The 25,339-nt window shown below is 67.1% G+C and carries 23 protein-coding genes and 1 pseudogene; 13 read left to right on the top strand and 11 right to left on the bottom strand.

Annotated features, from left to right (window positions below; translation table 11 throughout):
• The first annotated feature begins 265 nt into the window (after nt 1-265).
• The 3 genes from A7W11_RS11960 to A7W11_RS11970 all read left to right on the top strand — a co-directional run bounded on the left by A7W11_RS11960 (nt 266) and on the right by A7W11_RS11970 (nt 3,114).
• Nucleotides 266-1,129: a pirin family protein gene (locus A7W11_RS11960; RefSeq protein ID WP_066412245.1), complete on the top strand. Its 864-nt coding sequence runs from the start codon at nt 266-268 to the stop codon at nt 1,127-1,129.
• Between the two features lie 198 nt (nt 1,130-1,327).
• A complete protein-coding gene (locus A7W11_RS11965; RefSeq protein ID WP_235816855.1) occupies nt 1,328-2,224 on the top strand; it encodes a helix-turn-helix domain-containing GNAT family N-acetyltransferase in 897 nt (298 codons plus the stop codon).
• A gap of 8 nt (nt 2,225-2,232) precedes the next feature.
• Nucleotides 2,233-3,114, top strand: coding sequence for a DMT family transporter (locus tag A7W11_RS11970; RefSeq protein WP_066412251.1), 882 nt, complete (start codon nt 2,233-2,235; stop codon nt 3,112-3,114).
• 103 nt (nt 3,115-3,217) lie between these two features.
• Here A7W11_RS11970 and A7W11_RS11975 read toward each other — a convergent pair whose 3' ends face one another.
• From A7W11_RS11975 to A7W11_RS11990, 4 genes are all read right to left on the bottom strand, one after another.
• Entirely contained in the window at nt 3,218-3,601 is a 384-nt protein-coding gene (locus A7W11_RS11975) for a DUF4148 domain-containing protein (protein WP_066412254.1), read from the bottom strand.
• A gap of 405 nt (nt 3,602-4,006) precedes the next feature.
• The gene (locus tag A7W11_RS11980; RefSeq protein WP_066412258.1) at nt 4,007-5,185 is read right to left on the bottom strand and encodes an MFS transporter; all 1,179 of its coding nucleotides are present in this window, start codon (nt 5,183-5,185) and stop codon (nt 4,007-4,009) included.
• A gap of 168 nt (nt 5,186-5,353) precedes the next feature.
• A complete protein-coding gene (locus A7W11_RS11985) occupies nt 5,354-5,914 on the bottom strand; it encodes a hypothetical protein (protein ID WP_066412260.1) in 561 nt (186 codons plus the stop codon).
• A 62-nt stretch (nt 5,915-5,976) separates the two neighbouring features.
• Nucleotides 5,977-6,294, bottom strand: a complete 318-nt coding sequence (locus A7W11_RS11990) for a glycine zipper domain-containing protein (protein WP_082887209.1) — start codon at nt 6,292-6,294, stop codon at nt 5,977-5,979.
• 287 nt (nt 6,295-6,581) lie between these two features.
• On the opposite strand from A7W11_RS11990, the gene A7W11_RS11995 reads away from it, so the two are divergent.
• The 10 genes from A7W11_RS11995 to A7W11_RS12040 all read left to right on the top strand — a co-directional run bounded on the left by A7W11_RS11995 (nt 6,582) and on the right by A7W11_RS12040 (nt 16,764).
• The gene (locus A7W11_RS11995; RefSeq protein WP_066412268.1) at nt 6,582-7,958 is read left to right on the top strand and encodes a ClcB-like voltage-gated chloride channel protein; all 1,377 of its coding nucleotides are present in this window, start codon (nt 6,582-6,584) and stop codon (nt 7,956-7,958) included.
• Nucleotides 7,959-8,134: 176 nt separating this feature from the next.
• On the top strand, nt 8,135-9,511 hold the full coding sequence (locus A7W11_RS29045; RefSeq protein ID WP_066412272.1) for a methyl-accepting chemotaxis protein: 1,377 nt from the start codon (nt 8,135-8,137) through the stop codon (nt 9,509-9,511).
• A gap of 195 nt (nt 9,512-9,706) precedes the next feature.
• Nucleotides 9,707-10,372, top strand: a complete 666-nt coding sequence (locus A7W11_RS12005; protein WP_235816856.1) for a M23 family metallopeptidase — start codon at nt 9,707-9,709, stop codon at nt 10,370-10,372.
• Nucleotides 10,373-10,511: 139 nt separating this feature from the next.
• On the top strand, nt 10,512-11,495 hold the full coding sequence (locus A7W11_RS12010; protein WP_066412280.1) for a Bug family tripartite tricarboxylate transporter substrate binding protein: 984 nt from the start codon (nt 10,512-10,514) through the stop codon (nt 11,493-11,495).
• Nucleotides 11,496-11,534: 39 nt separating this feature from the next.
• Nucleotides 11,535-13,124 carry a gamma-glutamyltransferase family protein gene (locus A7W11_RS12015; protein ID WP_066412283.1) on the top strand — a complete coding sequence of 530 codons (1,590 nt, stop codon included), beginning with the start codon at nt 11,535-11,537 and terminating at the stop codon, nt 13,122-13,124.
• Between the two features lie 120 nt (nt 13,125-13,244).
• Entirely contained in the window at nt 13,245-14,114 is an 870-nt protein-coding gene (locus tag A7W11_RS12020; protein ID WP_066412287.1) for a GNAT family N-acetyltransferase, read from the top strand.
• Between the two features lie 125 nt (nt 14,115-14,239).
• Nucleotides 14,240-14,722: a YajQ family cyclic di-GMP-binding protein gene (locus A7W11_RS12025; protein ID WP_066127169.1), complete on the top strand. Its 483-nt coding sequence runs from the start codon at nt 14,240-14,242 to the stop codon at nt 14,720-14,722.
• Nucleotides 14,723-14,919: 197 nt separating this feature from the next.
• On the top strand, nt 14,920-16,065 hold the full coding sequence (locus A7W11_RS12030) for a mechanosensitive ion channel family protein (RefSeq protein ID WP_066412290.1): 1,146 nt from the start codon (nt 14,920-14,922) through the stop codon (nt 16,063-16,065).
• Nucleotides 16,066-16,157: 92 nt separating this feature from the next.
• Nucleotides 16,158-16,460 (top strand): type II toxin-antitoxin system RelE/ParE family toxin, encoded by a 303-nt coding sequence (locus tag A7W11_RS12035; RefSeq protein WP_066412293.1) that lies wholly within the window; start codon nt 16,158-16,160, stop codon nt 16,458-16,460.
• Nucleotides 16,461-16,470: 10 nt separating this feature from the next.
• On the top strand, nt 16,471-16,764 hold the full coding sequence (locus A7W11_RS12040) for an addiction module antidote protein (RefSeq protein ID WP_066412296.1): 294 nt from the start codon (nt 16,471-16,473) through the stop codon (nt 16,762-16,764).
• 31 nt (nt 16,765-16,795) lie between these two features.
• Here A7W11_RS12040 and A7W11_RS28455 read toward each other — a convergent pair.
• The 7 genes and pseudogenes from A7W11_RS28455 to urtA all read right to left on the bottom strand — a co-directional run.
• Nucleotides 16,796-16,949: pseudogene (locus A7W11_RS28455) on the bottom strand (tartrate dehydrogenase); the annotation flags it as partial.
• A gap of 80 nt (nt 16,950-17,029) precedes the next feature.
• Nucleotides 17,030-19,036 (bottom strand): gamma-glutamyltransferase family protein, encoded by a 2,007-nt coding sequence (locus A7W11_RS12045; protein WP_066412299.1) that lies wholly within the window; start codon nt 19,034-19,036, stop codon nt 17,030-17,032.
• Between the two features lie 284 nt (nt 19,037-19,320).
• The gene (urtE, locus tag A7W11_RS12055; protein WP_066412306.1) at nt 19,321-20,019 is read right to left on the bottom strand and encodes an urea ABC transporter ATP-binding subunit UrtE; all 699 of its coding nucleotides are present in this window, start codon (nt 20,017-20,019) and stop codon (nt 19,321-19,323) included.
• A gap of 169 nt (nt 20,020-20,188) precedes the next feature.
• On the bottom strand, nt 20,189-21,022 hold the full coding sequence (gene urtD, locus A7W11_RS12060; RefSeq protein WP_412778729.1) for an urea ABC transporter ATP-binding protein UrtD: 834 nt from the start codon (nt 21,020-21,022) through the stop codon (nt 20,189-20,191).
• A gap of 106 nt (nt 21,023-21,128) precedes the next feature.
• A complete protein-coding gene (urtC, locus tag A7W11_RS12065; protein ID WP_066412308.1) occupies nt 21,129-22,286 on the bottom strand; it encodes an urea ABC transporter permease subunit UrtC in 1,158 nt (385 codons plus the stop codon).
• A complete protein-coding gene (urtB, locus tag A7W11_RS12070) occupies nt 22,283-23,917 on the bottom strand; it encodes an urea ABC transporter permease subunit UrtB (RefSeq protein WP_066412310.1) in 1,635 nt (544 codons plus the stop codon). Before urtB ends, urtC begins: the two co-directional genes overlap by 4 nt.
• A gap of 21 nt (nt 23,918-23,938) precedes the next feature.
• A complete protein-coding gene (gene urtA, locus A7W11_RS12075; RefSeq protein WP_066412313.1) occupies nt 23,939-25,192 on the bottom strand; it encodes an urea ABC transporter substrate-binding protein in 1,254 nt (417 codons plus the stop codon).
• Nucleotides 25,193-25,339 lie beyond the last annotated feature (147 nt).

The following is a 25,339-nucleotide window of genomic DNA, read 5'->3' on the forward strand; positions in this document are numbered from 1 at the left end:
CGGACAAGAGAGCATTCCTGGCGCGCCCGTCTGCGGGTGTGCCCGTTCGTTGGAGGACGTTAACAGGCCCTACGGGGATTGGGGAATGGTCGGCCGTTGCAAACCCGGGGCATCCCTGTCGGCATGGCGCCGTGGCATGCCATGGACGGTTCGCAGATGGCGTTCCATGGATGGAACACGGCTTGCCGCGGGTGGCGCTATGCGTATGGGCGCGGCCGGACTATCGTCGTGCGATCGCGGCGCGTCGTTGCGCCAGGAGGTTGCCATGAAACGTGTGTTGGGCGTGCGCAGCGCGCCGGGTTCTCATTGGGTGGGCGACGGTTTTCCGGTGCGCTCGCTGTTTTCATACCACGGAGCGGCCGAGCATCTGAGCCCGTTCCTGCTGCTGGACCATGCCGGCCCGGCCGAATTCGAGCCCACGCAGCGCCGGCGCGGGGTGGGCGAGCATCCGCATCGGGGCTTCGAGACGGTCACCATCGTCTACGACGGCGAGGTCGAGCATCGCGACTCGGCCGGCCAGGGCGGCGTCATCGGTCCGGGCGATGTGCAGTGGATGACGGCCGCGGGCGGCATCCTGCATGAAGAATTTCATTCGCAGGCCTTCGCCCGGCGCGGCGGCCGGCTGGAAATGGCGCAACTGTGGGTGAATCTTCCCGCCCGCGACAAGATGCGCCCGCCGCGCTACCAGGCGCTGCTGTCCCGCGACATCCCGCAGGTCTCGCTGCCCGATGGCGCCGGCACGCTGCGCGTGATCGCCGGCCAGTATGAATCGGCCCGTGGCCCGGCGCAGACGTTCACCGCGGTGAACGTCTGGGACGCGCGCCTGAACCAGGGCGCCCAGTTGGCGTTGCCGCTGCCGGGCGGCCACAATGCCGCGGTGGTCGCGTTGAGCGGTTCCCTGTCGGTCGGCGGTACCGCATTGCGCAGCGGCCAGGTCGCGGTGCTGGACCGTGACGGCGAAGGCGTGGCGCTGTCGGCCAGCGAGGACGCCAAGCTGCTGGTGCTGACCGGCGAGCCGATCGACGAACCCATCGTAGGCCATGGTCCCTTCGTGATGAACTCGCAGGCCGAGATCATCGAGGCCTTCCGCGACTTCCAGAGCGGGCGGTTCGGCGGCATCCCGGCCTGAGGGCGTGTGTGGCCGTCATCAGGGTTTGTCCTCATGGGCAATCCCTGCCGGCACTGCGCGCTTCTTCCCTGTTTGGTTGTATATTGCAACTTATAGGTTGTAATAACCAACTATGGAGGAAGCGTCGTGTCCATGTCACAGGTGTCCGTCGACGAGATCCGTTCGGCTTCTCGCACCATGGTGAGAGAGCTGGGATTCATGCAGCCGACCCTGGCCGGCACGTCCTATTCGGCCTCGGCGGTGCATGCCTTGCTGGAGATCGACGGCCGGGGCGCGACTACCGCGGCGCAGCTCGTCGTGGCGTTGGGGCTGGACAAGTCGAGCATCAGCCGCATGCTGGCAAAGCTCATCGCCGCGGGAGAAATCGCCGAGGAGCCCGCGCCAGCGGATGCGCGCCAGAAGCAACTGGTGCTGACGCGCAGGGGACGAACCTCGGTTCAGGACATCCACGCGTTCGGCAGGCGCCAGGTCATGACGGCGATGCGGCATCTCAATCCCTCGCAGCAGCAGGCTGTCGCCCAGGGGCTTGCCGAATATGCCCGTGCGCTGAGAGCGGCTCGTCAGGCCGCCAATGATCCCGCTGGCGATCCCATCAGGATCGAACAGGGATACCGGCCGGGGCTCATCGGCCGGATGGCCGAGATGCACGCAGCCTTCTATTCCAGGCATGCGGGATTCGGCCAGTTCTTCGAGAGCCAGGTTGCGGCGGGCGTCGCCGAGTTCACCGGCAGGTTGGGGGCGCCTTGCAACCGCGTCTGGACCGCGGTGCTCAATGACCGCATCGTGGGTTCGATCGCCATAGACGGCGAAGACCTGGGCAACCATCAGGCGCATCTGAGATGGTTCATTCTGGACGACGGCTGCCGCGGGTCCGGGATCGGCCGCCGCCTGCTGACCGAAGCGGTGCGGTTCTGCGATCAGTTCGGCTTTCCCTCGATCCAGCTCTGGACGTTCGAGGGCCTGGCGGCGGCGCGCCGGCTGTACGAGGCGCTGGGATTCGAGTTGACCTGCCAGGAGGTCGGCCAGCAATGGGGAAGCGTTGTGACGGAGCAGCAGTTCACACGCAGGCGCGCGGTGAGCGCCGTGACGACATGAACTGAGCAATGGGCAAGGACCTGGACGCGCTGGCGGCCGCCGCGGCGGTGGGAATGCTCGTGGGGGCGGCGATGGTCCTGACGAGGATGGTTTCCCCGGATGTGCCGCCCGCAACGCTGGCATTCCTGCGCTATCTGATCGGCGTCCTGGTCCTGCTCCTGCCCTTTCACCGGGCGCGCTTTCCCTCGTATGCCCCAAGGGACGCCGCTGGCATTGCCGTGCTGGGGATCTTCCAGTTCGCCATCCTGATCCTGCTGCTCAATCATGCGCTGATCTCGTTGCCGGCCACGACGTGCGCGCTGGTCTTCTCGACGATGCCATTGATGACGATGTGCCTGGCCGTCATGGCGCGGCGAGAACGGTTCGACGCGTGGCGCTCGGCCGGGATCGCGATGGCCTTCGGCGGGGTGGCCCACCTGCTGCTCGCGGCGTCAGCCGCCGCGGGCACGGTCCGGGGGGCGGGGTTCGGTATCGCCGCGGCGGTGGGCGCCACGATCATCGGGGCGTCCACCAGCCTCCTGTATCGCCCATACCTGCGGCGTTACCCCGCGCTGGCGACGTGCCGGCTTGCCATGCTGGCCGCAGTTCTCTTCTTGTCGGCGTACTGCCTGGCGGCATCCGAACCGCTCATGCCCACGCTGACTTCCCCGCAGTGGTTGGCGGTGGGTTTCATCGGAGTGTCCAGCGGGGTCGGATACTTCTGCTGGCTCTGGGCCTTGGCGAAGCTGGATGCCAGCAAGGTTGCCGCATTCCAGGCGCTTGGGCCCGTCACGGCCGCCATGCTCGAAGCATTGCTCGGCAAGCGGCTTCCTTCGGCGGACATGATGCTCGCTTTGGCGCTGGTCTGCCTCGGCCTTTTTCTGGCGACGCGATCGCGGGCGCTGCCTTGAACTGGGATCGCTCGTCATGCCTCGCCATGAAAAACACCCCAAAGGTTGGATCGGTGTCCGACTTTTGGGGTGCAGTTCATTCGCCGGTCTTGCCTGGCTTTGCTTATTCGCCGCTGGCCAGTTGCGACGGCGCCGAGTGGTAGACGCCCTGGAAGGGCATGTCGTTCGGTTCGACGTTCGACACCAGGCCGTTCGCCTTGGCCTCGGCCAGTTCAGCAACCACCTGGGCGCGGGTCTTGCCGGCCGATTCGGTCTGGGCAACGGCCTGGAAGGGCTGGTCGTTGGGCTCGACGTTCGACACCAGGCCGTTCGCCTTGGCCTGGGCCAGTTCGGCTTCGACCTGGGCGCGGGTGACGTTGCTGTCGTGTTGGCCGTAGACGCCCTGGAAGGGGACGTTGTTGGGTTCGACGTTGCCGGCGGCGTAAGCGTTGGCGCCGATCAGGGTCGACATGGCTAGGGCGGCGGCGGTAAGGGTAAGGGCTTTCATGGTAGACCTCCTTGGTCATCAGTCCTGGGACCGAATCTGGCGGGTCATTCCGTCAAGGTTCGTGTTTGTTTCCCGATGGACTGAATTCTGCGCCGCGCAAGAATAAGGATAAACCCTGTATTCCGAAAATGATTATTCCAAAAATCCAACAAATAAGCTTTTGTATCTTTTAATGGCAGTGTTTTTGGGTCAATGGCGGGCGAGCCCCGTTCATGCGACATGCGGCGGCAATCAGGCGGAAGAAGGCATTCGCCGCGGGCGTTCGTGAGCGAGCGGAGGACGGATCCGCCCTCTGGCGCCAATCCGAACGGATGCCATGCGTTTCCCCGGCGCAAAAGAACGGCGGCCTCAGGGGCCCACCGGGCCTGGGCATGGCAGGGTCGCGGGTGGGTGGGTGCTTTGCGCTCAGGTGACGCGTCTCGGCAACCATCGCCAGAACACCGCCGCGGCGATCAGCCCCAGGGCGCCTACCCCGAAGGACGCCGCGCCCAGCGATGCCACGGCGGTCAGTCCCGACAGCGCGACCGGTCCGCCGCTGGTGCCCAGATCGGCCATGAAGCGCCAGATGCCCAGGAATTGGGCGCGCGCGGCGGGCGGCGCCGAGTCCGCGCCCAGGGTCATCACGATGCCCGAGCCGATGCCGTTGCCGAAACCCAGCAGCAAGGACACCAGCACGAAGCTCATCATCCCACCAGTGAGCGGAATCGCCATCAGGCTGCCCCCCATCAGCAGCGCGCATGGCAGGGCCACCCAGACGCGGCCGCGCAGATCCATCACCTTGCCCGCCGGATAGAACACGGACATGTCCACCGCCGCCACCAGGCCGTAGATGAGCGAGGTGGTGGTGGCGTCCAGGCCGAGGTGGTCGGCCCACAGCGGGATGACCACCTGCCGCGATGCCCGCAACGCGCTGACCAGCATCACGCCCACGCCCAGCGTCATGTAGACCTGGCCGTGGCTGCGGGCGACCTGGGCGATGCCCACGCGAGGACCGTTGGCGCCGCCGGTTTCCTTGGGCTCCATGTCGGGCGCGGTCATGGCGATCAGGCCGGCGACCAGCATGGCGGCGGTGGCGACCCAGTAGGCGCCATCCAGCCCCAGGAAATGGATGAGGGCGGCGCCGGCGAACGGGCCGACGAAGGTGCCGATCCGCGTGGTGCCGCCCAGCGTGGACAGGGCCCGGGCACGCAGGTGCAGCGGCACGATCTCGATCATGTAGCTCTGCCGCGCCAACTGGAACACCGACTGCGCGACGCCCTGCATCAGCATGGCCACCGCCAGCACCCACACATGCGGCGCGATGATGGCCATCAGCAGTCCGGCGATGCTCAATGCCGCGGCGCCCATCATGGCGCGCTTCTCGCCGAAGCGTTCGGTCAGCAGGGCGGAGGGGATGTTGCTGATCAGCGAGCCGATGCCGATCAGCGCGGCGATCAGCCCGGCCACCGCCACCGAGGCGCCCAGTTCGCGCGCGGTCAGGGCCACCACCGGCATGATGGCGCCGTTGCTCAGACCGTAGAAAAGGGAGGGGCCGAACGCCGGGATGGCGATCTTCTTGAAGTCGAAAGCGTCTTGTTGCGGCATGCCACGGGTGAAGCGCGAAGCGCCGGACGCGCATCGCGCGGGGCGATGCGGGGGCGGGGGAATGGGGGAACTGCGATGGCGCCGCAAAACGGCGTCTGAAGCTGGTATTGTACTTATACAAAGAACCGCGCGCAGTTCTGGTTTACGCCAGATCGCGCGCAGGCTTCATCAACGGGGTTCCGGCTGTGGCGGTTGCACCGGGTCGAAGTCGATCCACTTGCCGTCGCGCCAGCGGCCATCGGCGCGCTCCACGTCCACGCCGCCCGAGTCGCGCAGGATCTGCGCTGCCTGGGCTTCCTGCTGTGGCGACACATGCACGGCAGTCAGCACACCGGAGGGGCGCACCTGGACGTCGGGGTGGTCAGGCTGGCGTTCGCTGCGGCGGCCCGCGCGGCGCATGGCGCCCATCAACGATCCGACGTAGGCGCCCAACCCCGCGGCGACCACCAGTTCGAAGCCGGTGCTGCCCAACGCGAACAGGATGCCGGCGCCGACGGCCGCGCCCAGCGTGGCCAGCAGGCCGGCGCCCATGATGGCACCCTTGCTGGCGCCGCGCGCGTCAGGGTCGGCGGTGCGGTCGCCACCCAGCGGATGGCGGTCGTGCCAGCCAGGCGGGTTGACGAAGAAGATGTTCACGGCATCTTCGGAGAAGTCATGGGCGAACAACTCGCGGGCCGCGTTTTCCGCGGCGGGGAAGGTATCAAAGCGTGCAGCGACGATCAAAGACATGGAACGCTCCTTTTTCGTGAAGGCCGCTGCGCGGACCGGCGTGGCGCCGGTCCGGTCACGCTTCAGCGGCGCAGGGCGGTCGCCGACGACAGGGCACCCGCCACGACGCCGACCACGACGGCCAGGCCGATGGATTTCCAGGCGTTCCGATGCACGTAGCGGTCGGTGCGGGCGGCGACGCGCTTGACGTTGCGCGACCGGGCCATGCGCCGCAACCCGTGTGCCTGGCGCTTGATGCGGTGAGCCACGCCGTGGGCCGTGTCTTCGGCCTGGGCCGCGTTCGACTCGAGCAGTTCGTCCACACGCGTCAGCAGCGATTGCACCGAGTCCTTGGCTTGCACGAGCTGGGCGTCAGAAAGAGCATGGCGAAGGTTAGGCATTGTTTGGCTCCTTGTCCGAAGCGGCGCCGCGCGCGCCGCGGGATTTGCGAAGACTGCCTGGATGCGGTGCAAGGCCGGCGCAGGCGTTGCATTGCAAGGGGGGGCACCAGAGCGATGCCCCGGAGGCAGGGCTGAGAACCATTCTGAGCGTGGCGCCGTCCCGTAGGCTAGGGTTTGGCTACGAGGCGTAAGCGGCTGTTTCCCTGGAGGCTCCAAACTCCTGTTTTGCCGTCAGCCGAGCCGCAATTCGATACGTTCCGTTGCGCGCGAGACTACAATTCCGGCCCATGTCCTTGCCGCTGAAACCGTGGCGCGTGCCGGGCGCCGCCTGGGTGCGACGCCAGCTCGTTGCCGACCGCCTGCCCGCCACGCTGCTGGCGGCCGCCGTGGCCGGCATCCTGGGGGCGTTGGCCACCGTGGCTTTCCGCGAGTCGCTCGAATTCCTGCAGGCCTGGCTCGGCGGCGCGCCCGCGCACGGGATGGTGTCCCTGGCGCGCGGCCTGGCCTGGTGGGAGCGCTTGCTGCTGCCCGCACTGGGCGGCGTGGCGGCGGGGCTGATCCTGCAATGGGCCAACGCGCGCCTGCCCCGGCGCGGCGCGGGCGACTACATGGAAGCCATCGCGGTGGGCCGCGGCATCGTCGGCATGCGCCAGACGCTGGCGCGTAGCCTCGCCTCGCTCAGTTCCATCAGTTCGGGCGCCTCCATCGGCCGCGAGGGCCCGATGGTGCAGCTTGCCGCCATGCTGTCCTCGGTGCTGGGCCGCTTCCTGGTGCTGCCGCCCGGCCATCTGCGGTTGCTGGTGGCCTGTGGCGCTACGGCGGGTATCACCGCCGCCTACAACGCGCCCATCGCCGGGGCGCTGTTCGTGTCCGAGATCGTCTATGGCGCGGTGTCGTCGGCCACGCTGGTGCCGCTGATCGTGTCGTCGGTGGCGGCCAACATGGTCACGCGGCAACTGCTGAACTACGACGCCGTCTATCACATGCCCGCCTTCGACTTCGTGTCGGGGTGGGAGGTGCTGAGCTACCTGGGGCTGGGCCTGCTGGCCGGCGTCACGGCCCCGTATTACCTGGCGTCGCTCGATGGCGCCAAGCAGGGCTTCACGCGGCTGATCCGCCCGTTGTGGGCGCGGCTGGCGGCGGGCGGCCTGGTGGTGGGCGCCATCTCCATCGGCTGGCCCGAGGTGTGGGGCAACGGCTACAGCGTGGTCAATTCGATGCTGCACCAGCCATGGGCCTGGCAGGCCGTGGCCATCCTGCTGCTGATGAAGATCGTGGCCACGGCCGGCAGCGTCGGTTCCGGCGCGGTGGGCGGCATCTTCACGCCCACGCTGTTCGTGGGCGCGGCGGTGGGCCATCTGTACGGCGCCGCGTTGCACGGCCTGCTGCCGGCGGGCTCGGTGTCGTCCGTCAGCAGCTATGCGGTGGTCGGCATGGGGGCGCTGCTGGCGGCGTCCACGCACGCGCCGCTGATGTCCATCCTGATGATCTTCGAGATGACGCTGAGCTACGAGGCCATGTTGCCGCTGATGCTGGCCTGCGTCACCGGCTTCGTGATCGCGCGCGGGCTGCGGCCCGACTCGATGTATTCGCGCTCGCTGGCCCGCAATCGCCGCGTGCAGGCGCTGCTGGGCGCGCGCCTGCCCAAGGGCCGCGAAGACTGACGCCGCCTCGATCATCCTGAAAGCTGCCTGTCAATGAATAAAAAACGGGACGCAGTGTTAGCGATAACCCTGATGTTTGCTTTCAATTGACAAGATATGTTTCATCTGCAGTACGCACAAATCGCAATACGGTGAATTCCATTACAGCTCCGGCATGCCGGGGGAGGGGTGTGCAAATGTCGCGCTTCCTGGACAATATTCTGGGCCGTGCCCGCCAGCGCCGCCTGGCTGACCTGCACGGCCAGATCGAGGCCATCCACCGGTCTCAGGCGGTCATCGAGTTCGACCTGGGGGGCCACGTGCTGGCGGCCAACCGGCACTTTCTCGACACCATGGGTTATGAGCTGGACGAGATCATCGGCCAGCATCACCGCATGTTCGTCGACGACGACGTGCGCGAATCCGAGGCCTACGCCGAATTCTGGCGCCGGCTGGGCGAGGGCATCTACGATGCCGGGCGCTACCGGCGCGTGGCGCACGACGGTCACGAGGTCTGGCTGCAGGCCAGCTACAACCCCGTCTGCGATCGCCAGGGCCGGCCAGTCAAGGTGGTGAAGTACGCCACCGACGTCACCGATGAGCAGCGCCGCAACGACGATGCCCAGGGCCAGCTGGCCGCCATCGCGAAGGTGCAGGCGGTGATCGAGTTCGACCTGGACGGCATCATCCTGCACGCCAACGACCTGTTCCTGCGGGCCATGGGCTACCGGCTGGACGAGATCGTGGGCAAGCATCACAGCATGTTCGTGCAGCCGGACGAGCGCCGCAGCGCGGCCTATGCCGATTTCTGGCGCAAGCTGGGCAACGGCGCGCACGATGCCGGCCAGTACCTGCGTATCGGCAAGGACGGGCGCGAAGTCTGGATCGAGGCCAGCTACAACCCCATCCTGGATGCCGATGGCCGGCCGTTCAAGGTGGTGAAGTACGCCACCGACATCACGCGCCGCTTCATGGCGGCGCAGACGCTGCGCGAGGCCGTGCGGGGCCTGACCGAGAACGCCGAGCGCGCGGGACAGGCCAATCAGCTGGCCGTGGACGCCTGCCGCGTGGCCGAGGCGGGTGGGCAGACGGTGCAGGGCGTGATCGGCGCGATGGATGCCATCACGGCAAGTTCGCGCAAGATCTCGGACATCATCGGGGTGATGGACAACATCGCGTTCCAGACCAACATCCTGGCGTTGAACGCCGCGGTCGAGGCCGCGCGCGCGGGCCAGCACGGCAAGGGCTTTGCGGTGGTGGCTTCCGAGGTGCGCAACCTGGCGCAGAGCAGCGCGTCGGCGGCGAAAGAGATCAAGAGCCTGATCCAGTCGTCGCGCCAGCAGGTCGAGCGCGGCGCCGAGCAGGTGCGCCAGGCGGGTACGACGATGGAAGAGATCGTGTCGTCGTCGCGCAGCGTGACCGAGATCATGGGCGAGGTCGTGGACGTGTCCTTGACGCAATCCGCCTGCCTGGGCGAGGTGACGCATGACCTGACAGCTCAGGCGGTGGGCAGCGGCCCGACCTCGCCTTCGCCGCGCCTCCTGGCGGCGGTGCCGAGGTTGAGGGCGGCGTAAAAGGGCTATGCGCACGGCACGCCACCGGCGTTTCTTGGTACCCTTGGCGGGCCAAATTTACATTTTCCCGCCCTTCGGACCGTGCCGCAGCCGCTCATCTCTCCCGTACCTTCCCATCTTCCGTCCACAATGCCGGCCGGGGCAGGGTCGGGCCGGCGACGGCATGCGTTGCGGCCAGTGCGACTGGCGGCCGGCATGCTGGCCCTGGCCCTGCTGGCCGCCTGCGCCACCACGAAGGTCGGTCCCGGCCAGTATCGCGTGCAGGATGGCGACACGCTGACCAAGATCGCGCGCGACAACGGCCAGTCGGTCAGCGACCTGGTGCGCTGGAACGGGCTGCCCAACGCCGACCGCATCAGCGAAGGCCAGGTCCTGCGCGTGCGGCCCCCCGGCGACGATGCCCCCGCGGCCGATGCGGCGCCAGCCAGCCCGCCCGGTTCGTCCAAGCCCCGTGCCCGCGCGTCCATTCCCGACTCGCCCGCCACGCCGGTGCATGGCATTTCGCTGATCTGGCCCGCCGAAGGGGCCATGGTGTCCGGCTACAACGGCGTCAGCTCGAAGGGCATCACCATCGCCAACAAGACCGGCACGCCGGTCAAGGCCGCCGCCGCCGGCAAGGTGGAATACGCCAGCAACGGCCTGCGCGGCTATGGCAACCTGGTCATCGTGCGGCATGGCGGCGGCTTTCTCAGCATCTATGCCCACAACCACAAGCTGCTGGTCAAGCAGGGCCAGGCCGTCAAGCAGGGGCAGACCATTGCCGAGATGGGCAACAGCGACGCCTCCCGCGTGGCCGTCTACTTCGAGCTGCGCCGCAATGGCAAGCCCGTGAACCCCTTGGGCGCCTTGCCCAAACGCTGAGTAGGGTTTTCCCAGGGCATTGGTTCCTTGGTGCGGTGCAAAAGTGGTCCCTTCCCCAGACCATGCCCGCGCTTCTAATAGCGGACTCGCGGCTGGTCACGGGCCAGCGCGGTCATTCGATAACGCACAAGGGGATTGCATGGGCATCAAACATTACCTGCTGGGCCTGGGCCTGGGCCTGTTGGCTGGCGCGGCCACTCTGCCGGTCTCGGCGCAGAGCGCCGACAACTGGCCCGACCGGCCCATCAAGATCGTCGTGCCGTTCTCGGCCGGCGCCGCCACCGACCTGATCTCGCGCCAACTGGGCCAGGCCCTGGGCAAGGAATACGGCCAGAGCGTCATCGTCGAGAACAAGCCCGGCGCCGCCGCCGCCATCGGCAGCTCGGCCGCCGCCCGCTCGCCCGCCGACGGCTACACGCTGCTGATGTCGGGCCCGGCCTCGATGGTCACCAACCGCTTCCTGTACAAGAACCTGAGCTACGATCCCGCCGCCTTCGAGAAGGTCGCGGTCGTGGCCGTCACGCCGAACGTGCTGCTGTCGAACCCGAACGAGCCCTTCAAGACGCTGCCCGAGATGATCGCGTACGCCAAGAAGAACCCGGGCAAGCTGACCTACGCCTCGTTCGGCGCGGGCACCACCTCGCACCTGGCCGGAGAACTGCTGAAGCAACTGACCGGCATCGATATCGTGCACGTGCCCTACAAGGGCGCGGGCGACGCCATCCCGGCCCTGCTCAGCGGCCAGGTCTCCATGTACTTCGACACCATCATGACCGCGCTGCCCTACGTGCAGTCGGGCAAGCTGAACGCGCTGGCCATCTCGACCGCCAAGCGTTCGGAAATGGCGCCGAATCTCCCGACGGTGGCCGAACAGGGCTACCCCGGCTATGACGTGGCTCCGTGGTACGGTATCGTCGCGCCCCAGGGCACGCCCGAGCCCATCGTCCAGAAGCTCAACGCCTCGATCAACCGTGCCCTGAAGGACCAGGACTTCCGCGCCAAGCTGGCCACCACCGGCGCCGAGCCGGTCGGCGGTTCGGTCGCCGACTTCGAGAGGATGGTCGACGCCGAGCTGCCGCGCACCGAAGCCCTGATCAAGCAATCGGGCATGTCGCTGCAGTAAGCAGCGAGGTTCTTTTTTCATTCATCGCCGAGTTCATTCATGTCGTCCTGCGATTGGTCGTTCCCTTATCCCTCCCAGAAGATGCCCGTGCTGGCGCGCAATGTGGTCAGCACCAGCCAGCCGCTGGCCGCGCAAGCGGGCCTGCGCATGCTGCTGCAGGGCGGCAACGCGGTCGACGCGGCCCTGGCCACCGCCATTGCCTTGACGGTGGTCGAGCCGGTGATGAACGGCATCGGCGGCGACATGTTCGTGCAGGTCTGGAAGGATGGCCGGTTGCAGGGCCTGAATTCCACCGGCGTCGCGCCGGCGGGCTGGACGGACGAGTACTTCGCCAGCCGCGACGCCATGCCGCCCATCGGCTGGGACACGGTCACCGTGCCCGGCCAGGTGGCCGGCTGGAAGGCGCTGTCCGACCGCCACGGCAAGCTGCCGTTCGCGCGCCTGTTCGAACCGGCGATCGCCTATGCCGAGGAAGGCTTCGCGGTGTCGCCCACGGTGGCCCGCCAGTGGGCCGCGCAGTCGGCCAAGCTTGCCGAACAGCCAGGCTTCAAAGAGGCTTTCCTGCGCCTGGGCCGCGCGCCGCACGCGGGCGAACACTGGCGCTTTCCCGAGCAGGCGCGCACGCTGCGCCTGATCGCCGAAAGCGGCGGCGAAAGCTTCTATCGCGGTGAACTGGCCTCGCGCATCGACGCGCACGCCCGCAACACCGGCGGCGCGCTGCGCGCCGAAGACCTGGCGGCCCACCAGCCGATGTGGGTCGAGCCGGTGACGCAGGATTTCCGCGGCTACACGCTGCACGAGATCCCGCCCAGCGGCCAGGGCATCGCCGCGCTGATCGCCCTGGGCATCCTGGATCGCTTCGATCTGGAGTCGATGGGCCGCGACAGTGCCGATTTCTATCACGTCGGCCTGGAAGCCATGAAGCTGGCCTTCGCCGACTTGCATCACCACATCTCCGACCCGGCCACCATGAAGGTGGGCACGTCGCAACTGCTGGATCCGGCCTACCTGGCCGAGCGCGCCAGGCTCGTGTCGATGGATCGCGCGGGCATGCCGGGCGCGGGCGCGCCGTCGGTGGGCGGCACGGTGTACCTGGCCGCGGCCGATGCCGACGGCACCATGGTGTCCTTCATCCAGTCCAACTATCACGGCTTCGGTTCGGGCGTGGTAGTGCCGGACACGGGTATTTCGCTGCACAACCGCGGCTGCGGCTTCGTGCTGACGCCGGGCCACGTCAACCGCGTGGCGCCGGGCAAGCGTCCGCTGCACACCATCATCCCGGGCTTCGTCACCCGCGCCGGCCAGCCTGTGATGGCGTTCGGCGTGATGGGCGGCTCGATGCAGGCGCAGGGTCATCTGCAGGTGATGGCGCGCCTGGGCGCGTTCAACCAGAACCCGCAGGCCATCAGCGACGCGCCGCGTTTCCGCGTGGAGAACGGCCCGGTGGTGACGGTGGAGTCGCACCTGTCGCCCGACGTGGCGCAGGCGCTGCGTGATCGTGGCCACAACCTGACCGTGGCGCCGCCGCTGAGCCTGGACTTCGGCGCAGCCCAACTGATCCAGCGCGGCGAGTACGGCTACATCGCGGCGTCGGATTCGCGTCGGGACGGGCAGGCGGTCGGGTTCTGATGGCGTTGGCGGGGTGTTGAACCAGGGGGGGCGCAACGCAGGGGCTCGTCCAGCGGACTATTCGTTCAATGATGCGCCGGCGGGTGAAGTCTTGTGCGGGACGGTCTTCACGCAGCAGCGATGACCATGTTTTCTCAGGCAGCAGACCGTTTCTCCGTCCGACCCATGCGCCAGGCCGACATCCCGGCCGGATGGCGGCTGTCCAACCAGGAGCACTGGCCGCATCGCGTGAAAGACTGGCAGGCGTTCTTCGCGCTGGGCCGGGGATGCGTGGTGCAGGCGGGCGACGATGTGGCGGGCATCGGCATGTGTTGGCAATGGGGCGTGCGGGCGGCCACGCTGGGCATGGTGCTGGTGTCGCCGGCGCATCGCGGGCAGGGCGTGGGCAGCCTGCTGTTCGATGCGCTTTGCGAAATGGCGCCGGACAGCACCTTGCTGCTGCACGCCACGCCGATGGGCGAACGCCTCTACGAGCGGGCAGGATTTCAGCGCGTGGGTATCGTGCACCAGTGCCAGGGCATCGTGGCGCAGGACGTGCCGACCGCGGCCCTACCTGACGGAGCCGCGCTGCGGCTGGCATTGCCCGAAGACCTCGATCTGCTGGCTGACCTTGACGCCCGTGCGCGAGGCATGCCGCGTCGGGGCCTGATGCAGCAGTGGCAGCAGCAGGCCACGGCCACGGTGATGCTTTCCGATCCGGATGGCTTGCGCGGTTTCGCCATGCTGCGCAGATTCGGAAAAGGGCTGATCATCGGTCCGGTCGCCGCGGACGACGAGGGCTGCGCGAAGGCGCTGATCGCGTATCTGGCAAATCAGTCGCAGGGGCAGTTCCTGCGGGTGGATTGCGATGCGGCCACGGGGCTGACGCCGTGGTTGGAGGCGTCGGGATTGGCGAAAGTGTCCGATGCGGTCGTGATGGCACGAGGCGCCGCGTTGCCGGTCGATGCGGGCATGCGCTTGTTTGCCATCGGGGCGCAGGCGCTGGGCTGAGACCCGCTGCGAGAGTGTGGCCTTCCCGCCTCGCTCGCGTTGCGTGCCGCCGCGCCGGATGGCAGGCCGCGAATCGGCATAAACTGCGGGTTTCCCATATTCAAGCAAGCAAGAGGATCACTGCCATGCCCAGTTTCGACGTCGTCTCCGAGGTCGACAAGCACGAGTTGACCAACGCGGTCGACCAAGCCAATCGTGAACTGTCCACGCGTTTCGATTTCAAGGGCACGAAGGCCAGCTTCGAGCTGGAAGGCTACGACGTGACCCAGGTCGCCGAATCCGCGTTCCAGCTCAAGCAGATGCTGGACATCCTGCGTGGCCGGCTGTCGGCGCGCAACATCGACGTGCGCTGCATGGACGTCGCCGATCCCCTGGAAAACCTGGGCGGCGCGCGCCAGAAGGTCACCATCAAGCAGGGCATCGAGCAGGCCACGGCCAAGAAGCTGGTCGCCGCCATCAAGGCCAGCAAGATGAAGGTCGAGAGCCAGATCAACGGCGACAAGCTGCGCATCACCGGCAAGAAGCGCGACGACCTGCAGGCCGTCATGGCGCTGCTGCGCAAGACCGACGTCGACCTGCCGCTGCAGTTCGAGAACTTCCGCGACTGAACGCGACGCGGGCGAGTGGCGCCTTCCGCCCTCGAACGGAAGCGGGGCAATCCAGGACCCTCAGCGTCGAGGACAGGAAGGCCCTTTTGACCAAATCGCTCTGGTTGTAAAAATCCTGCCGCAGCGGTGTTGCGCCGCCGCAATGTTCGGTACGGTATGGGCTGTATCCGCTCAAATCGCCATCGGGAGTCCCTTCGATGGAACCCGAGTTCTTCACGCGTCATCCCCTGCTGGTCTTCGCCGTTGCCGTGCTCATCGGCATCGCCATCGCCTGGCTGGTGCACCGCATCGGCGCGGCCGTCCTGCGCCGCGTCACCCGCAAGCGTCCGCTGGCTTCCCTGGTGGTCAGCCGCGCTTACGTGCCGAGCCTCTGGCTGTTGATCGCTTTTGCCCTCCAGGTCGTATTGCAGGGCGCGCCCGATACATTGCCGGGCCTGCCGTTGATCGAGATGGTGTCGCGCCTGGCGCTGATCGGCATGCTGACCTGGCTGGCCATGCGCAGCTGCGAGGGCGTGGCCGACGCCATCGTCATGCTCAATCCCGCCGACGTGGCCGACAACCTGGGCGCGCGCCGTATCCAGACGCAGACGCGCGTGCTCGGGCGCTGCGTGAACCTGATGATCCTGGTGATCGGTATCGCGGCGATGCTGCTGACCTTGCCCGGCGCGCGCCAGATCGGCGCCAGCATCATGGCCTCGGCCGGGCTTATGGGCCTGGTGGCCGGTTTCGCGGCCAAGCCCGTGCTGGGCAACGTGATCGCCGGTTTGCAGATCGCGCTGACGCAGCCCATCCGCATCGACGACGTGCTGATCGTGAAGGGCGAATGGGGCCGCGTGGAAGAGATCACGGGCGCGTACGTCGTCATCCGGATCTGGGACGAACGCCGCCTGGTGGTGCCGCTGCAGTGGTTCATCGAGAACCCTTTTGAAAACTGGACGCGCACGACGTCGCAACTGATCGGCACGGTGTTCCTGTGGGTGGATTACCGCACGCCGCTGGATCCGCTGCGTGAGGAGCTGAAACGGCTATGCGAGGCCACCCCGGAGTGGGATGGCCGCGTGTGCGTGCTGCAGGTCACCGACACCAATGACCGCGCCATGCAGATCCGGGCGCTGGTCAGCGCGCGCGGGTCGGGCGAGGCGTGGGATCTGCGCTGCAAGATCCGCGAAGGCCTGATTGCGTGGGTGCACGAGAACCGGCCCGAATACCTGCCGAGATTGCGGGTGCAGGAAGAGGATGCCGAACCGAAGCCGGCGCCCGAGGATCAGGCCGTCCCGGCAAGCCAGAAGGCGGATGAGGGCGCGGTGGACGGTGGCGCGCTGGGGCCGCTGGGGCCGGCGTAAAGCGCCATTGACCGAGGGGTTCGGCACGCAGTAGCGGTAAGACGATCCTATTTTCCTGGCGATTCGCGTCGCCAGTCATCTCGGTCCGTACGATGGATAGCCGTGCCTTCGCACAGTCCAAACTTGGTAGCGGTGTAAGACGGCTTTTCTTGTTGAAAGATCGGCGCGCCATGCACCGAATCCAGGTCCGAATTGATCGGGCCGAAGAAGGAAACTTCGGAGATTGCGAACCGGTCGGCGAAGGCGTGTCCGAGATGAGAATCCACTACGGTCCCGGGTATCGTGTCTATTTCACCCGGCGCGGCTCGGAAATAGTGATCCTGTTGGCGGGTGGAGACAAGTCCACTCAATCAAAAGATATCAAGACCGCGCTGTCGTTGGCCAGGCAATACTAGGACACCTTCCATGGAAACGAAAAAGCTGCGCAAATGGGATAGCGCCCGGTACCTGCAAACGGACGAGGATGCACTGCTGTACCTGGAAGCCTGCATGGAAGAGGCCGGTGATGACGCGGCGTTCATCGCCAAGGCACTGGGAAATATCGCTCGCGCGAAGGGCATGACACAACTTGCCAAGGACACGGGTCTGGGCAGAGAAAGTCTCTATAAAGCGTTGTCCGGCGAGGGCAATCCGAGTTTCGCAACGATCCTGAAGGTGTTGCGGGCATTGGGAATCAGGCTGCATCCAGAGGCAGCCTGATCCCGGGCAAGGCTCCTTTCAGGCGTCACGGCGTGACGTGATCGGGAGTGTACGGATCTCCCGCCGAGCCGGACAGGATGGTGTCCTTGTCGCGCTGGTCGTCCAGGCCGTTGTCCGGCATCATGATGCCGTGCTGGTGGTAGTGGCCGCCGCCCCGGTCGATCCTGGAATTCGAAGCGGAACTCGCCCAGGGGGCAACACTGCGTTTATCCAGAGTTGACAATGCGCCGCGATCCGGCTGACCTCGCGGCGCATGCCATCAGGGTTACAGCGCGCCGTTGCCCAGCACGATGCCTTCACGGCGCGGGTCGACGCCGCCTTCCAATTGCATCACGCCGTCCTTCTCGACGCGCATGATGGTCGAGATGCCGCTGGACTGCGCGCCGGCGCTGATGCCGTGGCCCAGCAAGCGCAGCCCGTCCTGCAGGGCGCCCAGGTCCAGCGTGGTGTTGGACGTGTCGATACTGGTGTTCGGCGAGTTGCTGGCCCCGAAGTCCACCAGCGACGTCGCCTGCTGGGCGTTCAGCTTCCAGTCCAATGCGCCCACCACCGTCTTGACCACGTACTGGATGATGGTGCCGCCGCCCGGCGAGCCCGTGGCCATCAAGAAGTCGCCCGGCTCGGTGCCCTTGAACACCAGCGTGGGCGCCATCGTGCTGCGCGGCCGCTTGCCCGCCTCGACCCGGTTGGCGATGGGATTGCCGTCGCCGCCGATCGGAGGCGAGTTGAAGTCGGTCAGCTGGTTGGTCAGCAGGAAGCCGTTGGTCATGTGGTAGGACCCCATGCTCGACTCCACGGTGGTGGTCATGGACACGACGTTGCCGTAGGTATCGACGATGGAGAAGTGCGTGGTGCCGTACTCGACCGTATTGTCGATGCCGAAGCGCGCCGTGGCCGAGTCGAACACCCCGGCCGTGGCGGTGCCCATGCTGGCGGCGGTGTTGATCAGGTTCGAACGCGACTTCAGGTAGTTCTTGTCCAGCATGCTGGCCACGCCGCGGCCGGGCAGGGGCACGAAGTCGGTGTCGGCCACGTACTTGTCGCGGTCGGCATAGGCCAGGCGCTCGGCTTCGGACACCAGGTGCACGCCCATCACCGTGGGAATTCCCCCTTCGTCCAACGGACCCGTGGGCGCATAGCCGGACAGGTCGAAGTTCTCCAGGATGCCCAGCGTCTGCGCGATGGCGATGCCGCCGGACGAGGGCGGGGACATCGAGCACACGTAGTAGGTGTCGCGGTAGGTCGTGCAGACCGGCTCGCGCTTCTTGGCCTGGTAGGCCGCCAGGTCGTCGGTGGTCATCAGGCTGGGGGTGATCGGCGTGCGCGCCGGGTCGGCGCCCACCGTCTGCCTAGCCTTGTTGACGATGTCCTGCGCGATGCGGCCGGTGTAGAGCCCGTCCGCACCCTTCTGCGCAAGGATGCGCAGCGTCTGGGCGTAAGGCGCGTTGGTCATCGTGTCGCCGGTCTCGCGGATGTTGCCGTCCACGTCGAAGTAGATCGCCACCGCATCGGCGTCCAGGCGCAGCGAGTTCGCCGAGCTGGCCAGGGCATTGCCCATGCGGCCGGGGATCTTGAAGCCGTCGTCGGCCAGGCGGATGCCTTCGTCGAACAGCTCGCTCCATTCCAGTTTGCCGTGCTCTTTGTGGGCCAGCTCCAGCATGCGCATCACGCCGGGCACGCCGATGGAGCGGCCGCTGCGGCGCGCGCTGGGCACGGGAGCGGGCGAGGCCGGATCGGCCTGGTCCTGGCGGGCCAGGTAGTAGCCCGTGGCGGCGGCTGGCGCGGTCTCGCGGCCATCGTAGGCGGTGACCTGCCTGGTGGCCGCGTCGTAATACATCATGAAGGCGCTGCCGGCGATGGTGCTGGACTGCGGCTCGACCAGGCCCAGCACCGCCTGCACGGCGATGGCGGCATCGGCGGCCGTGCCGCCCGCCTTCAGGATGTCGCATCCCGCCTTGGTGGCCAGCGGCGTGTTGGCGACCACCATGTACTTGCTGGCGTACTTGGCCCGGTAGCCCAGGCGGTAGCCCGAGGCGGGTTCCGGCGCGGCCGGGTCGCCGGCCTGGCCGGAGCCCACCACGACCGCGCTGCCGCTGCTGGAAACGACCGAGCAGCTGGACGGATCCGCGTCGGCGATGATCGTGGGTTCCTGCGTGGGCGGAGGGTTGGTGACGACAGGGGGCGACTCGTCGTCCGAGTCACTGCCGCCGCAACCCGCCAGTGGCAGGGTCAGGGCCATGAGTACGAGCAACGGCAGGGTTTTCTTCTTCATCGAGAATCCTTGATAGCGTTGGACAACAGCGGGCCGGCCCCGCCGCGGCGCGATGCGGGACGCAGACATCCGGCAAGGTCCTGCAAGGCACGGTCAGTCAGACAGGGCGTCATGGGGGCGTAGACGACGATGTTCTGCAATTCCCCTTGCTTGTCGAACAAGGCAATCCCGTTAACCCCCATGGGCGTGCAAAATCCTCCCACAGAAGGTGGGCTTCCGACACGAGAGTTTTCCCTTGAAGCATCAAGCAATGCGGCGCCGCAGCGTGCCGACAACCGCTGTTCCTAGACGGACAGGTGCTTCCTGACGTCGTCGCCGTCGATGTGCGCGCGGTCGCCGCTGGCCACCACTTCGCCGCGCGACAGCACCACGAACTGGTCCGCCAGTTCCTTCGCGAAGTCGAAGTACTGCTCGCACAGCAGGATGCCGATGTCCCCGCGCTGGCGCAGCATGTGGATGACGCGGCCGATGTCCTTGATGATGGACGGCTGTATGCCCTCGGTGGGCTCGTCCAGGATGATGAGGCTGGGTTCGGCCACCAGCGCGCGGGCGATGGCCAGTTGCTGCTGCTGCCCGCCCGACAGATCGCCGCCGCGCCGGTTCAGCATGGTGCGCAGCACGGGAAACAGTTCGAAGACCTCGTCCTTGATGCGGCGGGCCTTCGCCGCGGGCTGCGTCGCCATGCCCATCACGATGTTCTCTTCCACCGTCAGCCGGGCGAAGATGTCGCGGCCCTGCGGCACGTAGGCCATGCCGCGCGCGGCGCGCTGGTGCGGCGCCAGCTTCGTCACGTCGTGGCCGTCCAGCATGACGCTGCCGCTGGCCACGGGCAGCACCCCCATCAGGCACTTCAGCAATGTGGTCTTGCCCACGCCGTTGCGGCCCAGCAGGGCCAGGCATTCGCCGCGCTTCAACGACAGCGAGACGCCGCGCAGGGTGTGGCTGCCGCCGTAGTATTGGTTGACTGACGTTACTTCGAGCATTGAGATTCCTCAGCCGCCGCCCGGCCGCCCGAAGGCGGCTGAGCCCCTTGAGGGGCAGCGAACGTAGTGAGCGTAGGGGTGGGCACATCAGCCGCCGCCCGGCCGCCCGAAGGCGGCCGAGCCCCTTGAGGGGCAGCGAACGTAGTGAGCGTAGGGGTGGGCATCGTTCTCACCTGCCCAGATAGACTTCGATGACGCGCGGATGCGCCTGCACGGCGGCCATCGTGCCTTCAGCCAGTACCGAGCCCTCGTGCAGCACCGTCACCTTGCCCGGCCCGGCGATCTGCGTCACGAAATCCATGTCGTGCTCGACCACCATCAGCGAATGCCTGCCGCGCAGCTCGTTCAGCAGCTCGCCGGTGCGTTCTGTCTCGGCGTCGGTCATGCCGGCCACGGGCTCGTCCAGCAGCAGCAGGCGCGGTTCCTGCATCAGCAGCATGCCGATCTCCAGCCACTGCTTCTGGCCGTGCGACAGGAGACCCGCGGGCCGCGCGGCATGCGCGCGCAGGCGGATCAGGTCCAGCGTCTGTGCGATGCGGTCGCCCTGTTCGCTGGACAGGCGCGAGAACAGCGTGGGCCGTACGCGCTTGTCGGTCTTCATCGCCAATTCCAGGTTCTCGAACACGCTGTGCTGTTCGAACACCGTGGGCCGCTGGAACTTGCGGCCGATGCCGGCATGCGCGATGTCGGCCTCGGACAGCGTGGTCAGGTCGATGGTCTGGCCGAAATACGCGGTGCCCGAGGTGGGGCGCGTCTTGCCGGTGATGACGTCCATCATGGTCGTCTTGCCCGCGCCGTTGGGGCCGATGATGCAGCGCAGCTCGCCCACGCCGATGTCCAGCGTCAGCTGGTTCAGCGCCTTGAAGCCGTCGAAGCTGACGGTGATGTCTTCCAGGTACAGGATGGCGCCGTGCGTGGTGTCCAGTCCGCCCGCGCTGACGCGGCCGTAGCTGGCGTCGCCGCCCGCGCCGCCCTGCAGCGCGGCATCGTCGGCATCGGCCATCATCACCTCGTCCATGTGCGAGGGGCGGTTCGGGGCGTTCATGTATGTCCCTTCGTGGCGCGGCATGCCTGTTCTCCAAGGGAAGGTTCGGGATGGCCGGGCGCGTTCATGCCTTCTGCTCCCGGGCGTGCACCGGTGCGCGCCGTTCCTGCCAGCGGCGCGCGCAGCGGCGCGCCAGCCCCACGATGCCCTGCGGCAGGAACAGCGTGACCAGCACGAAGATCAGGCCCAGCGCATACAGCCAGAACTCGGGCGCCACGCTGGTGAACCAGGTCTTCAGGCCGTTGACGACACCCGCGCCGATGATGGGGCCGACCAGCGTGCCGCGCCCGCCGGTAGCGACCCAGATCACCATCTCGATGGAGTTCTCGGTGGACATCTCGCCCGGGTTGATGATGCCCACCTGCGGCACGTACAGCGCGCCGGCGATGCCGCACATCACGGCGGACAGCGTCCACACGAACAGCTTGAAGCCCAGCGGCTCGTAGCCCAGGAAGCGCAGGCGGCTTTCCGAGTCGCGCACGGCGGTCAGCACGCGGCCCAGCTTGGATTGCGTGACCATGCGCGCCACCACCAGCGAGCCGGCCAGCGCCAGCAGCGTGATCCAGTACAGCGCGGCGCGGGTCGAGGGCGCGGTGATGTCGAAGCCCAGGATGCGCTTGAAGTCGGTGAAGCCGTTGTTGCCGCCGAAGCCCGTGTCGTTGCGGAAGAACAGCAGCATGGCCGCGTAGGTAAGCGCCTGCGTGATGATCGAGAAGTACACGCCCTTGATGCGCGAGCGGAATGCGAAGTAGCCGAACAGGAAGGCCAGCACGCCCGGCACCAGCACCACCAGCAGCATGGCGTAGGCATAGTGCTCGGTGAACGCCCAGTACCAGGGGTATTCCTTCCAGTTCAGGAACACCATGAAGTCGGGCAGGTCGCTCTGGTAGACGCCGTCGCGGCCGATGGCGCGCATCAGGTACATGCCGTGCGCGTAGCCGCCCAGGGCGAAGAACAGGCCGTGCCCCAGCGACAGGATGCCGGCGTAGCCCCACACCAGGTCCAGCGCCAGCGCGGCCAGGGCATAGCACATGAATTTGCCGGCCAGCGCCACCATGTACGAGGACACGTGCAGGGCATGGCCCGGCGCGAAGAACAGGTTCAATGCGGGCAGCAGCGCCAGCAGGCCGGCCACGATGGCCAGCGCCAGCCAGGCGCGCGGCGCAAACAGCGGCCGGTGCGCGCAGGCCAGCAGATCGGGAGGAAACGAGTCGGATTTCATTCGACGCTCCGGCCGCGCGGGGCGAACAGGCCTTGCGGCCGCTTCTGGACGAACAGCACGATGAGGATCAGGATGGTGATCTTGGCCATGACCGCGCCCGCGTAGGGTTCCAGGAACTTGTTGACGCCGCCCAGGCCCAGCGCCGCGATCACCGTGCCGGCCAGTTGGCCCACGCCGCCCAGCACCACCACCATGAACGAATCCACGATGTACCCACGGCCCAGGTCGGGGCCCACGTTGCCCAGCTGCGACAGCGCCACGCCCGCCAGGCCGGCGATGCCCGAGCCCAGGCCGAAGGCCAGCATGTCGATGCGGCCCGTGGGCACGCCCACGCAGTCGGCCATGCGGCGGTTCTGCGTGATGGCGCGCACGAACAGCCCCAGGCGCGTGTGGTTCAGCAGCAGCCACACGAAGAACACGACCAGCATGGCGAAGACTATGATGGCGATGCGGTTGTAGCTGAGCACCAGCCCGCCCATCACGGTCATGCCGCCCGACATCCAGCTGGGATTGCTGACCTCGACGTTCTGCGCGCCGAACAGCGTGCGCACGGTCTGCATCAGCATCAGGCTGATGCCCCACGTGGCCAGCAGGGTTTCCAGCGGCCGTCCGTACAGCCAGCGGATCACGGTGCGCTCCAGCGCCATGCCGACCAGCGCCGTCACCACGAAGGCCGCGGGCAGCGCCGCCACCACATACCAGTCGATCCAGCCCGGCAGGTACTGGCGGAACACGGTCTGCACCATGTAGGCGGTGTAGGCGCCGATCATCAGCAGCTCGCCGTGCGCCATGTTGATCACGCCCATCAGCCCGAAGGTGATGGCCAGGCCCAGCGCGGCCAGCAGCAGCACGCTGCCCAGGCTGACGCCATAGAAGAGATTGCCCGCCCATTCCAGCGTGGCCATGTGCCGGTCGATCGCGCGCAGCGCGGTCTCGGCGGCCGCTCGCACGCCGGCGTCGGGTTCGGCGTGGCCGCCGTCGGCGTTGGTCTGCACCAGCGCCGCCAGCAATGGCCGGAAGGCCGCGTTGCGCGTTTCGCCCAGGGCCTGCGCGGCGGCGCGGCGCAACGCGGGATCGTCCGAGGCCAATTGCAGGCGGGCCTGCGCGGTTTCGAGCGCGCCGCGCACCTGCTCGTCATTCTCGCGCTTGATCGCCTCGGCCAGCAGCGGCAGGCGGCTGGCGTCGCTGCTCTGCTGCAGGCGCTGCGCGGCGGCCAGGCGTTCGGCGGGCGCCTTGGAATAGAGTTGGGAAGTCGCCAGCGCGCCGCTGATGGCGCGGCGCAGGCGGTTGTTGATCATGACGCTGTCGGCGTCATCGGGCCTGGCTTGCGGTTGCCCGGTGGCGGCGTCCAGCGTCTGTCCGTCCTCGCGTTCGATCATGACGCGGCCGGCGGGCGTGGCCAGCAACTGGCCGTCGCCCAGCGCCTTCAGCACCTCGGCCGCCTGGGGATCGGGCAGGCGGCCCAGGCGGTCGATGGTGTCCAGTTTGGCGTCGGTCTCGTCGCCGGCCAGGGGGGCCAGCAATGCCGGGTCCAGGCCCTGCGCGCCGGCGCTGGCGGCCAAGGCCGCCAGGCCGAGCGCGCAGCCCAGCAGGAACCGGCCCATTCGGCCGGTGAGTGCCGCAAGTCGCATGGCTGCGCCCTTTTTCTGCGTTTACAGGCCTTGCTTGCTTTCGTTGCCGGGGATGAACGGGCTCCACGGCTGGGCGCGGATCGGGCCCTTGCTTTTCCAGACCACATTGAACTGGCCGTCTGCCTGCACTTCGCCGATGTACACGGGCTTGTGCAGGTGATGGTTGCTCTTGTCCATCTCGATGGTGTAGCCGTCCGGCGCCGTGAACTTCTGGCCGCCCATGGCCGCGATCACCTTGTCGACGTCGGTGGTCTTGGCCTGCTCGACCGCCTGCTTCCACATGTGGATGCCGATATACGTGGCTTCCATCGGGTCGTTGGTGACGGCGGTGGCCGCGTTCGGCAGGTTCTTGGCTTTTGCGTAGTCCTTCCACTTCTTCACGAACTCGGCGTTGACCGGATTCTTGATCGACTGGAAGTAGTTCCACGCGGCCAGGTGGCCGACCAGCGGCTTGGTATCCACGCCGCGCAGTTCTTCTTCGCCCACCGAGAAGGCGACGACCGGCACGTCGGTGGCCTTCAGGCCCGCGTTGCCCAGTTCCTTGTAGAACGGCACGTTCGAGTCGCCGTTGATGGTGGAGATCACGGCCGTCTTGCCGCCTGCCGCGAACTTCTTGATGTTCGCCACGATGGTCTGGTAGTCGGAATGGCCGAACGGGGTGTAGACCTCGTCGATGTCGCTGTCCTTCACGCCCTTGGAGTGCAGGAAGGCGCGCAGGATCTTGTTGGTGGTGCGTGGGTAGACGTAGTCGGTGCCCAGCAGCACGAAGCGCTTGGCGCCGCCGCCGTCTTCGCTCATCAGGTATTCCACGGCGGGGATGGCCTGCTGGTTGGGCGCGGCGCCGGTGTAGAACACGTTCTTCTCCAGTTCTTCGCCCTCGTACTGCACGGGGTAGAACAGCAGGCCGTTCAGTTCCTTGAAGACCGGCAGCACCGACTTGCGCGACACCGAGGTCCAGCAGCCGAACACCACGTCGACCTTGTCCTGGCTGAGCAACTGGCGGGCCTTCTCGGCGAACAGCGGCCAGTTCGAGGCCGGATCCACGATCACGGGTTCGAGTTTCTTGCCCATCACGCCGCCCTTGGCATTGATTTCGTCGATGGTCATCAGCGCGACGTCCTTCAGCGACGTTTCCGAGATGGCCATGGTGCCGGACAGCGAATGCAGGATGCCGACCTTGATGGTGTCGGCCGCCGCCGCGGTCGACACCCATCCCCCAGCCATGGCCAGCAGGCTGGCCGCGGTGAGTTGTTTGAGGACTAGTCTGCGTTGCATGGTGACTCCTGTGATAGAGGCCGGTTCGTGCCGGCATGCGTGTTTTCCGAGAAGGGAACGACTACCCGACGGTCCGCGGGGGGTGCCTCTGCCGACCCACAGGCAGCGGATCGAGTGCGGACCTTGGGGACAAAAGCAAGACCCATG

The sequence above is a fragment of the Bordetella ansorpii genome (assembly GCF_900078315.1).
Classification (GTDB): Bacteria; Pseudomonadota; Gammaproteobacteria; order Burkholderiales; family Burkholderiaceae_B; genus Bordetella; species Bordetella ansorpii.

Excerpts from the sequence above, each read along its gene's own strand:
- A7W11_RS12015 (WP_066412283.1), top strand. The coding sequence starts at position 11,535 with ATGTCGTCCTGCGATTGGTCGTTCCCTTATCCCTCCCAGAAGATGCCC.
- urtA (WP_066412313.1), bottom strand. The coding sequence starts at position 25,192 with ATGCAACGCAGACTAGTCCTCAAACAACTCACCGCGGCCAGCCTGCTG.
- A7W11_RS12010 (WP_066412280.1), top strand. The coding sequence starts at position 10,512 with ATGGGCATCAAACATTACCTGCTGGGCCTGGGCCTGGGCCTGTTGGCT.
- A7W11_RS12020 (WP_066412287.1), top strand. The coding sequence starts at position 13,245 with ATGACCATGTTTTCTCAGGCAGCAGACCGTTTCTCCGTCCGACCCATG.
- A7W11_RS12030 (WP_066412290.1), top strand. The coding sequence starts at position 14,920 with ATGGAACCCGAGTTCTTCACGCGTCATCCCCTGCTGGTCTTCGCCGTT.
- A7W11_RS11980 (WP_066412258.1), bottom strand. The coding sequence starts at position 5,185 with ATGCCGCAACAAGACGCTTTCGACTTCAAGAAGATCGCCATCCCGGCG.
- A7W11_RS12005 (WP_235816856.1), top strand. The coding sequence starts at position 9,707 with ATGCTGGCCCTGGCCCTGCTGGCCGCCTGCGCCACCACGAAGGTCGGT.
- A7W11_RS11975 (WP_066412254.1), bottom strand. The coding sequence starts at position 3,601 with ATGAAAGCCCTTACCCTTACCGCCGCCGCCCTAGCCATGTCGACCCTG.
- A7W11_RS12045 (WP_066412299.1), bottom strand. The coding sequence starts at position 19,036 with ATGAAGAAGAAAACCCTGCCGTTGCTCGTACTCATGGCCCTGACCCTG.
- A7W11_RS12025 (WP_066127169.1), top strand. The coding sequence starts at position 14,240 with ATGCCCAGTTTCGACGTCGTCTCCGAGGTCGACAAGCACGAGTTGACC.
- urtC (WP_066412308.1), bottom strand. The coding sequence starts at position 22,286 with ATGAAATCCGACTCGTTTCCTCCCGATCTGCTGGCCTGCGCGCACCGG.
- A7W11_RS11970 (WP_066412251.1), top strand. The coding sequence starts at position 2,233 with ATGGGCAAGGACCTGGACGCGCTGGCGGCCGCCGCGGCGGTGGGAATG.
- urtE (WP_066412306.1), bottom strand. The coding sequence starts at position 20,019 with ATGCTCGAAGTAACGTCAGTCAACCAATACTACGGCGGCAGCCACACC.
- A7W11_RS29045 (WP_066412272.1), top strand. The coding sequence starts at position 8,135 with ATGTCGCGCTTCCTGGACAATATTCTGGGCCGTGCCCGCCAGCGCCGC.
- A7W11_RS11985 (WP_066412260.1), bottom strand. The coding sequence starts at position 5,914 with ATGTCTTTGATCGTCGCTGCACGCTTTGATACCTTCCCCGCCGCGGAA.
- urtB (WP_066412310.1), bottom strand. The coding sequence starts at position 23,917 with ATGCGACTTGCGGCACTCACCGGCCGAATGGGCCGGTTCCTGCTGGGC.
- urtD (WP_412778729.1), bottom strand. The coding sequence starts at position 21,022 with ATGGCCGATGCCGACGATGCCGCGCTGCAGGGCGGCGCGGGCGGCGAC.
- A7W11_RS12040 (WP_066412296.1), top strand. The coding sequence starts at position 16,471 with ATGGAAACGAAAAAGCTGCGCAAATGGGATAGCGCCCGGTACCTGCAA.
- A7W11_RS12035 (WP_066412293.1), top strand. The coding sequence starts at position 16,158 with ATGGATAGCCGTGCCTTCGCACAGTCCAAACTTGGTAGCGGTGTAAGA.
- A7W11_RS11995 (WP_066412268.1), top strand. The coding sequence starts at position 6,582 with ATGTCCTTGCCGCTGAAACCGTGGCGCGTGCCGGGCGCCGCCTGGGTG.
- A7W11_RS11990 (WP_082887209.1), bottom strand. The coding sequence starts at position 6,294 with ATGCCTAACCTTCGCCATGCTCTTTCTGACGCCCAGCTCGTGCAAGCC.
- A7W11_RS11965 (WP_235816855.1), top strand. The coding sequence starts at position 1,328 with ATGCAGCCGACCCTGGCCGGCACGTCCTATTCGGCCTCGGCGGTGCAT.
- A7W11_RS11960 (WP_066412245.1), top strand. The coding sequence starts at position 266 with ATGAAACGTGTGTTGGGCGTGCGCAGCGCGCCGGGTTCTCATTGGGTG.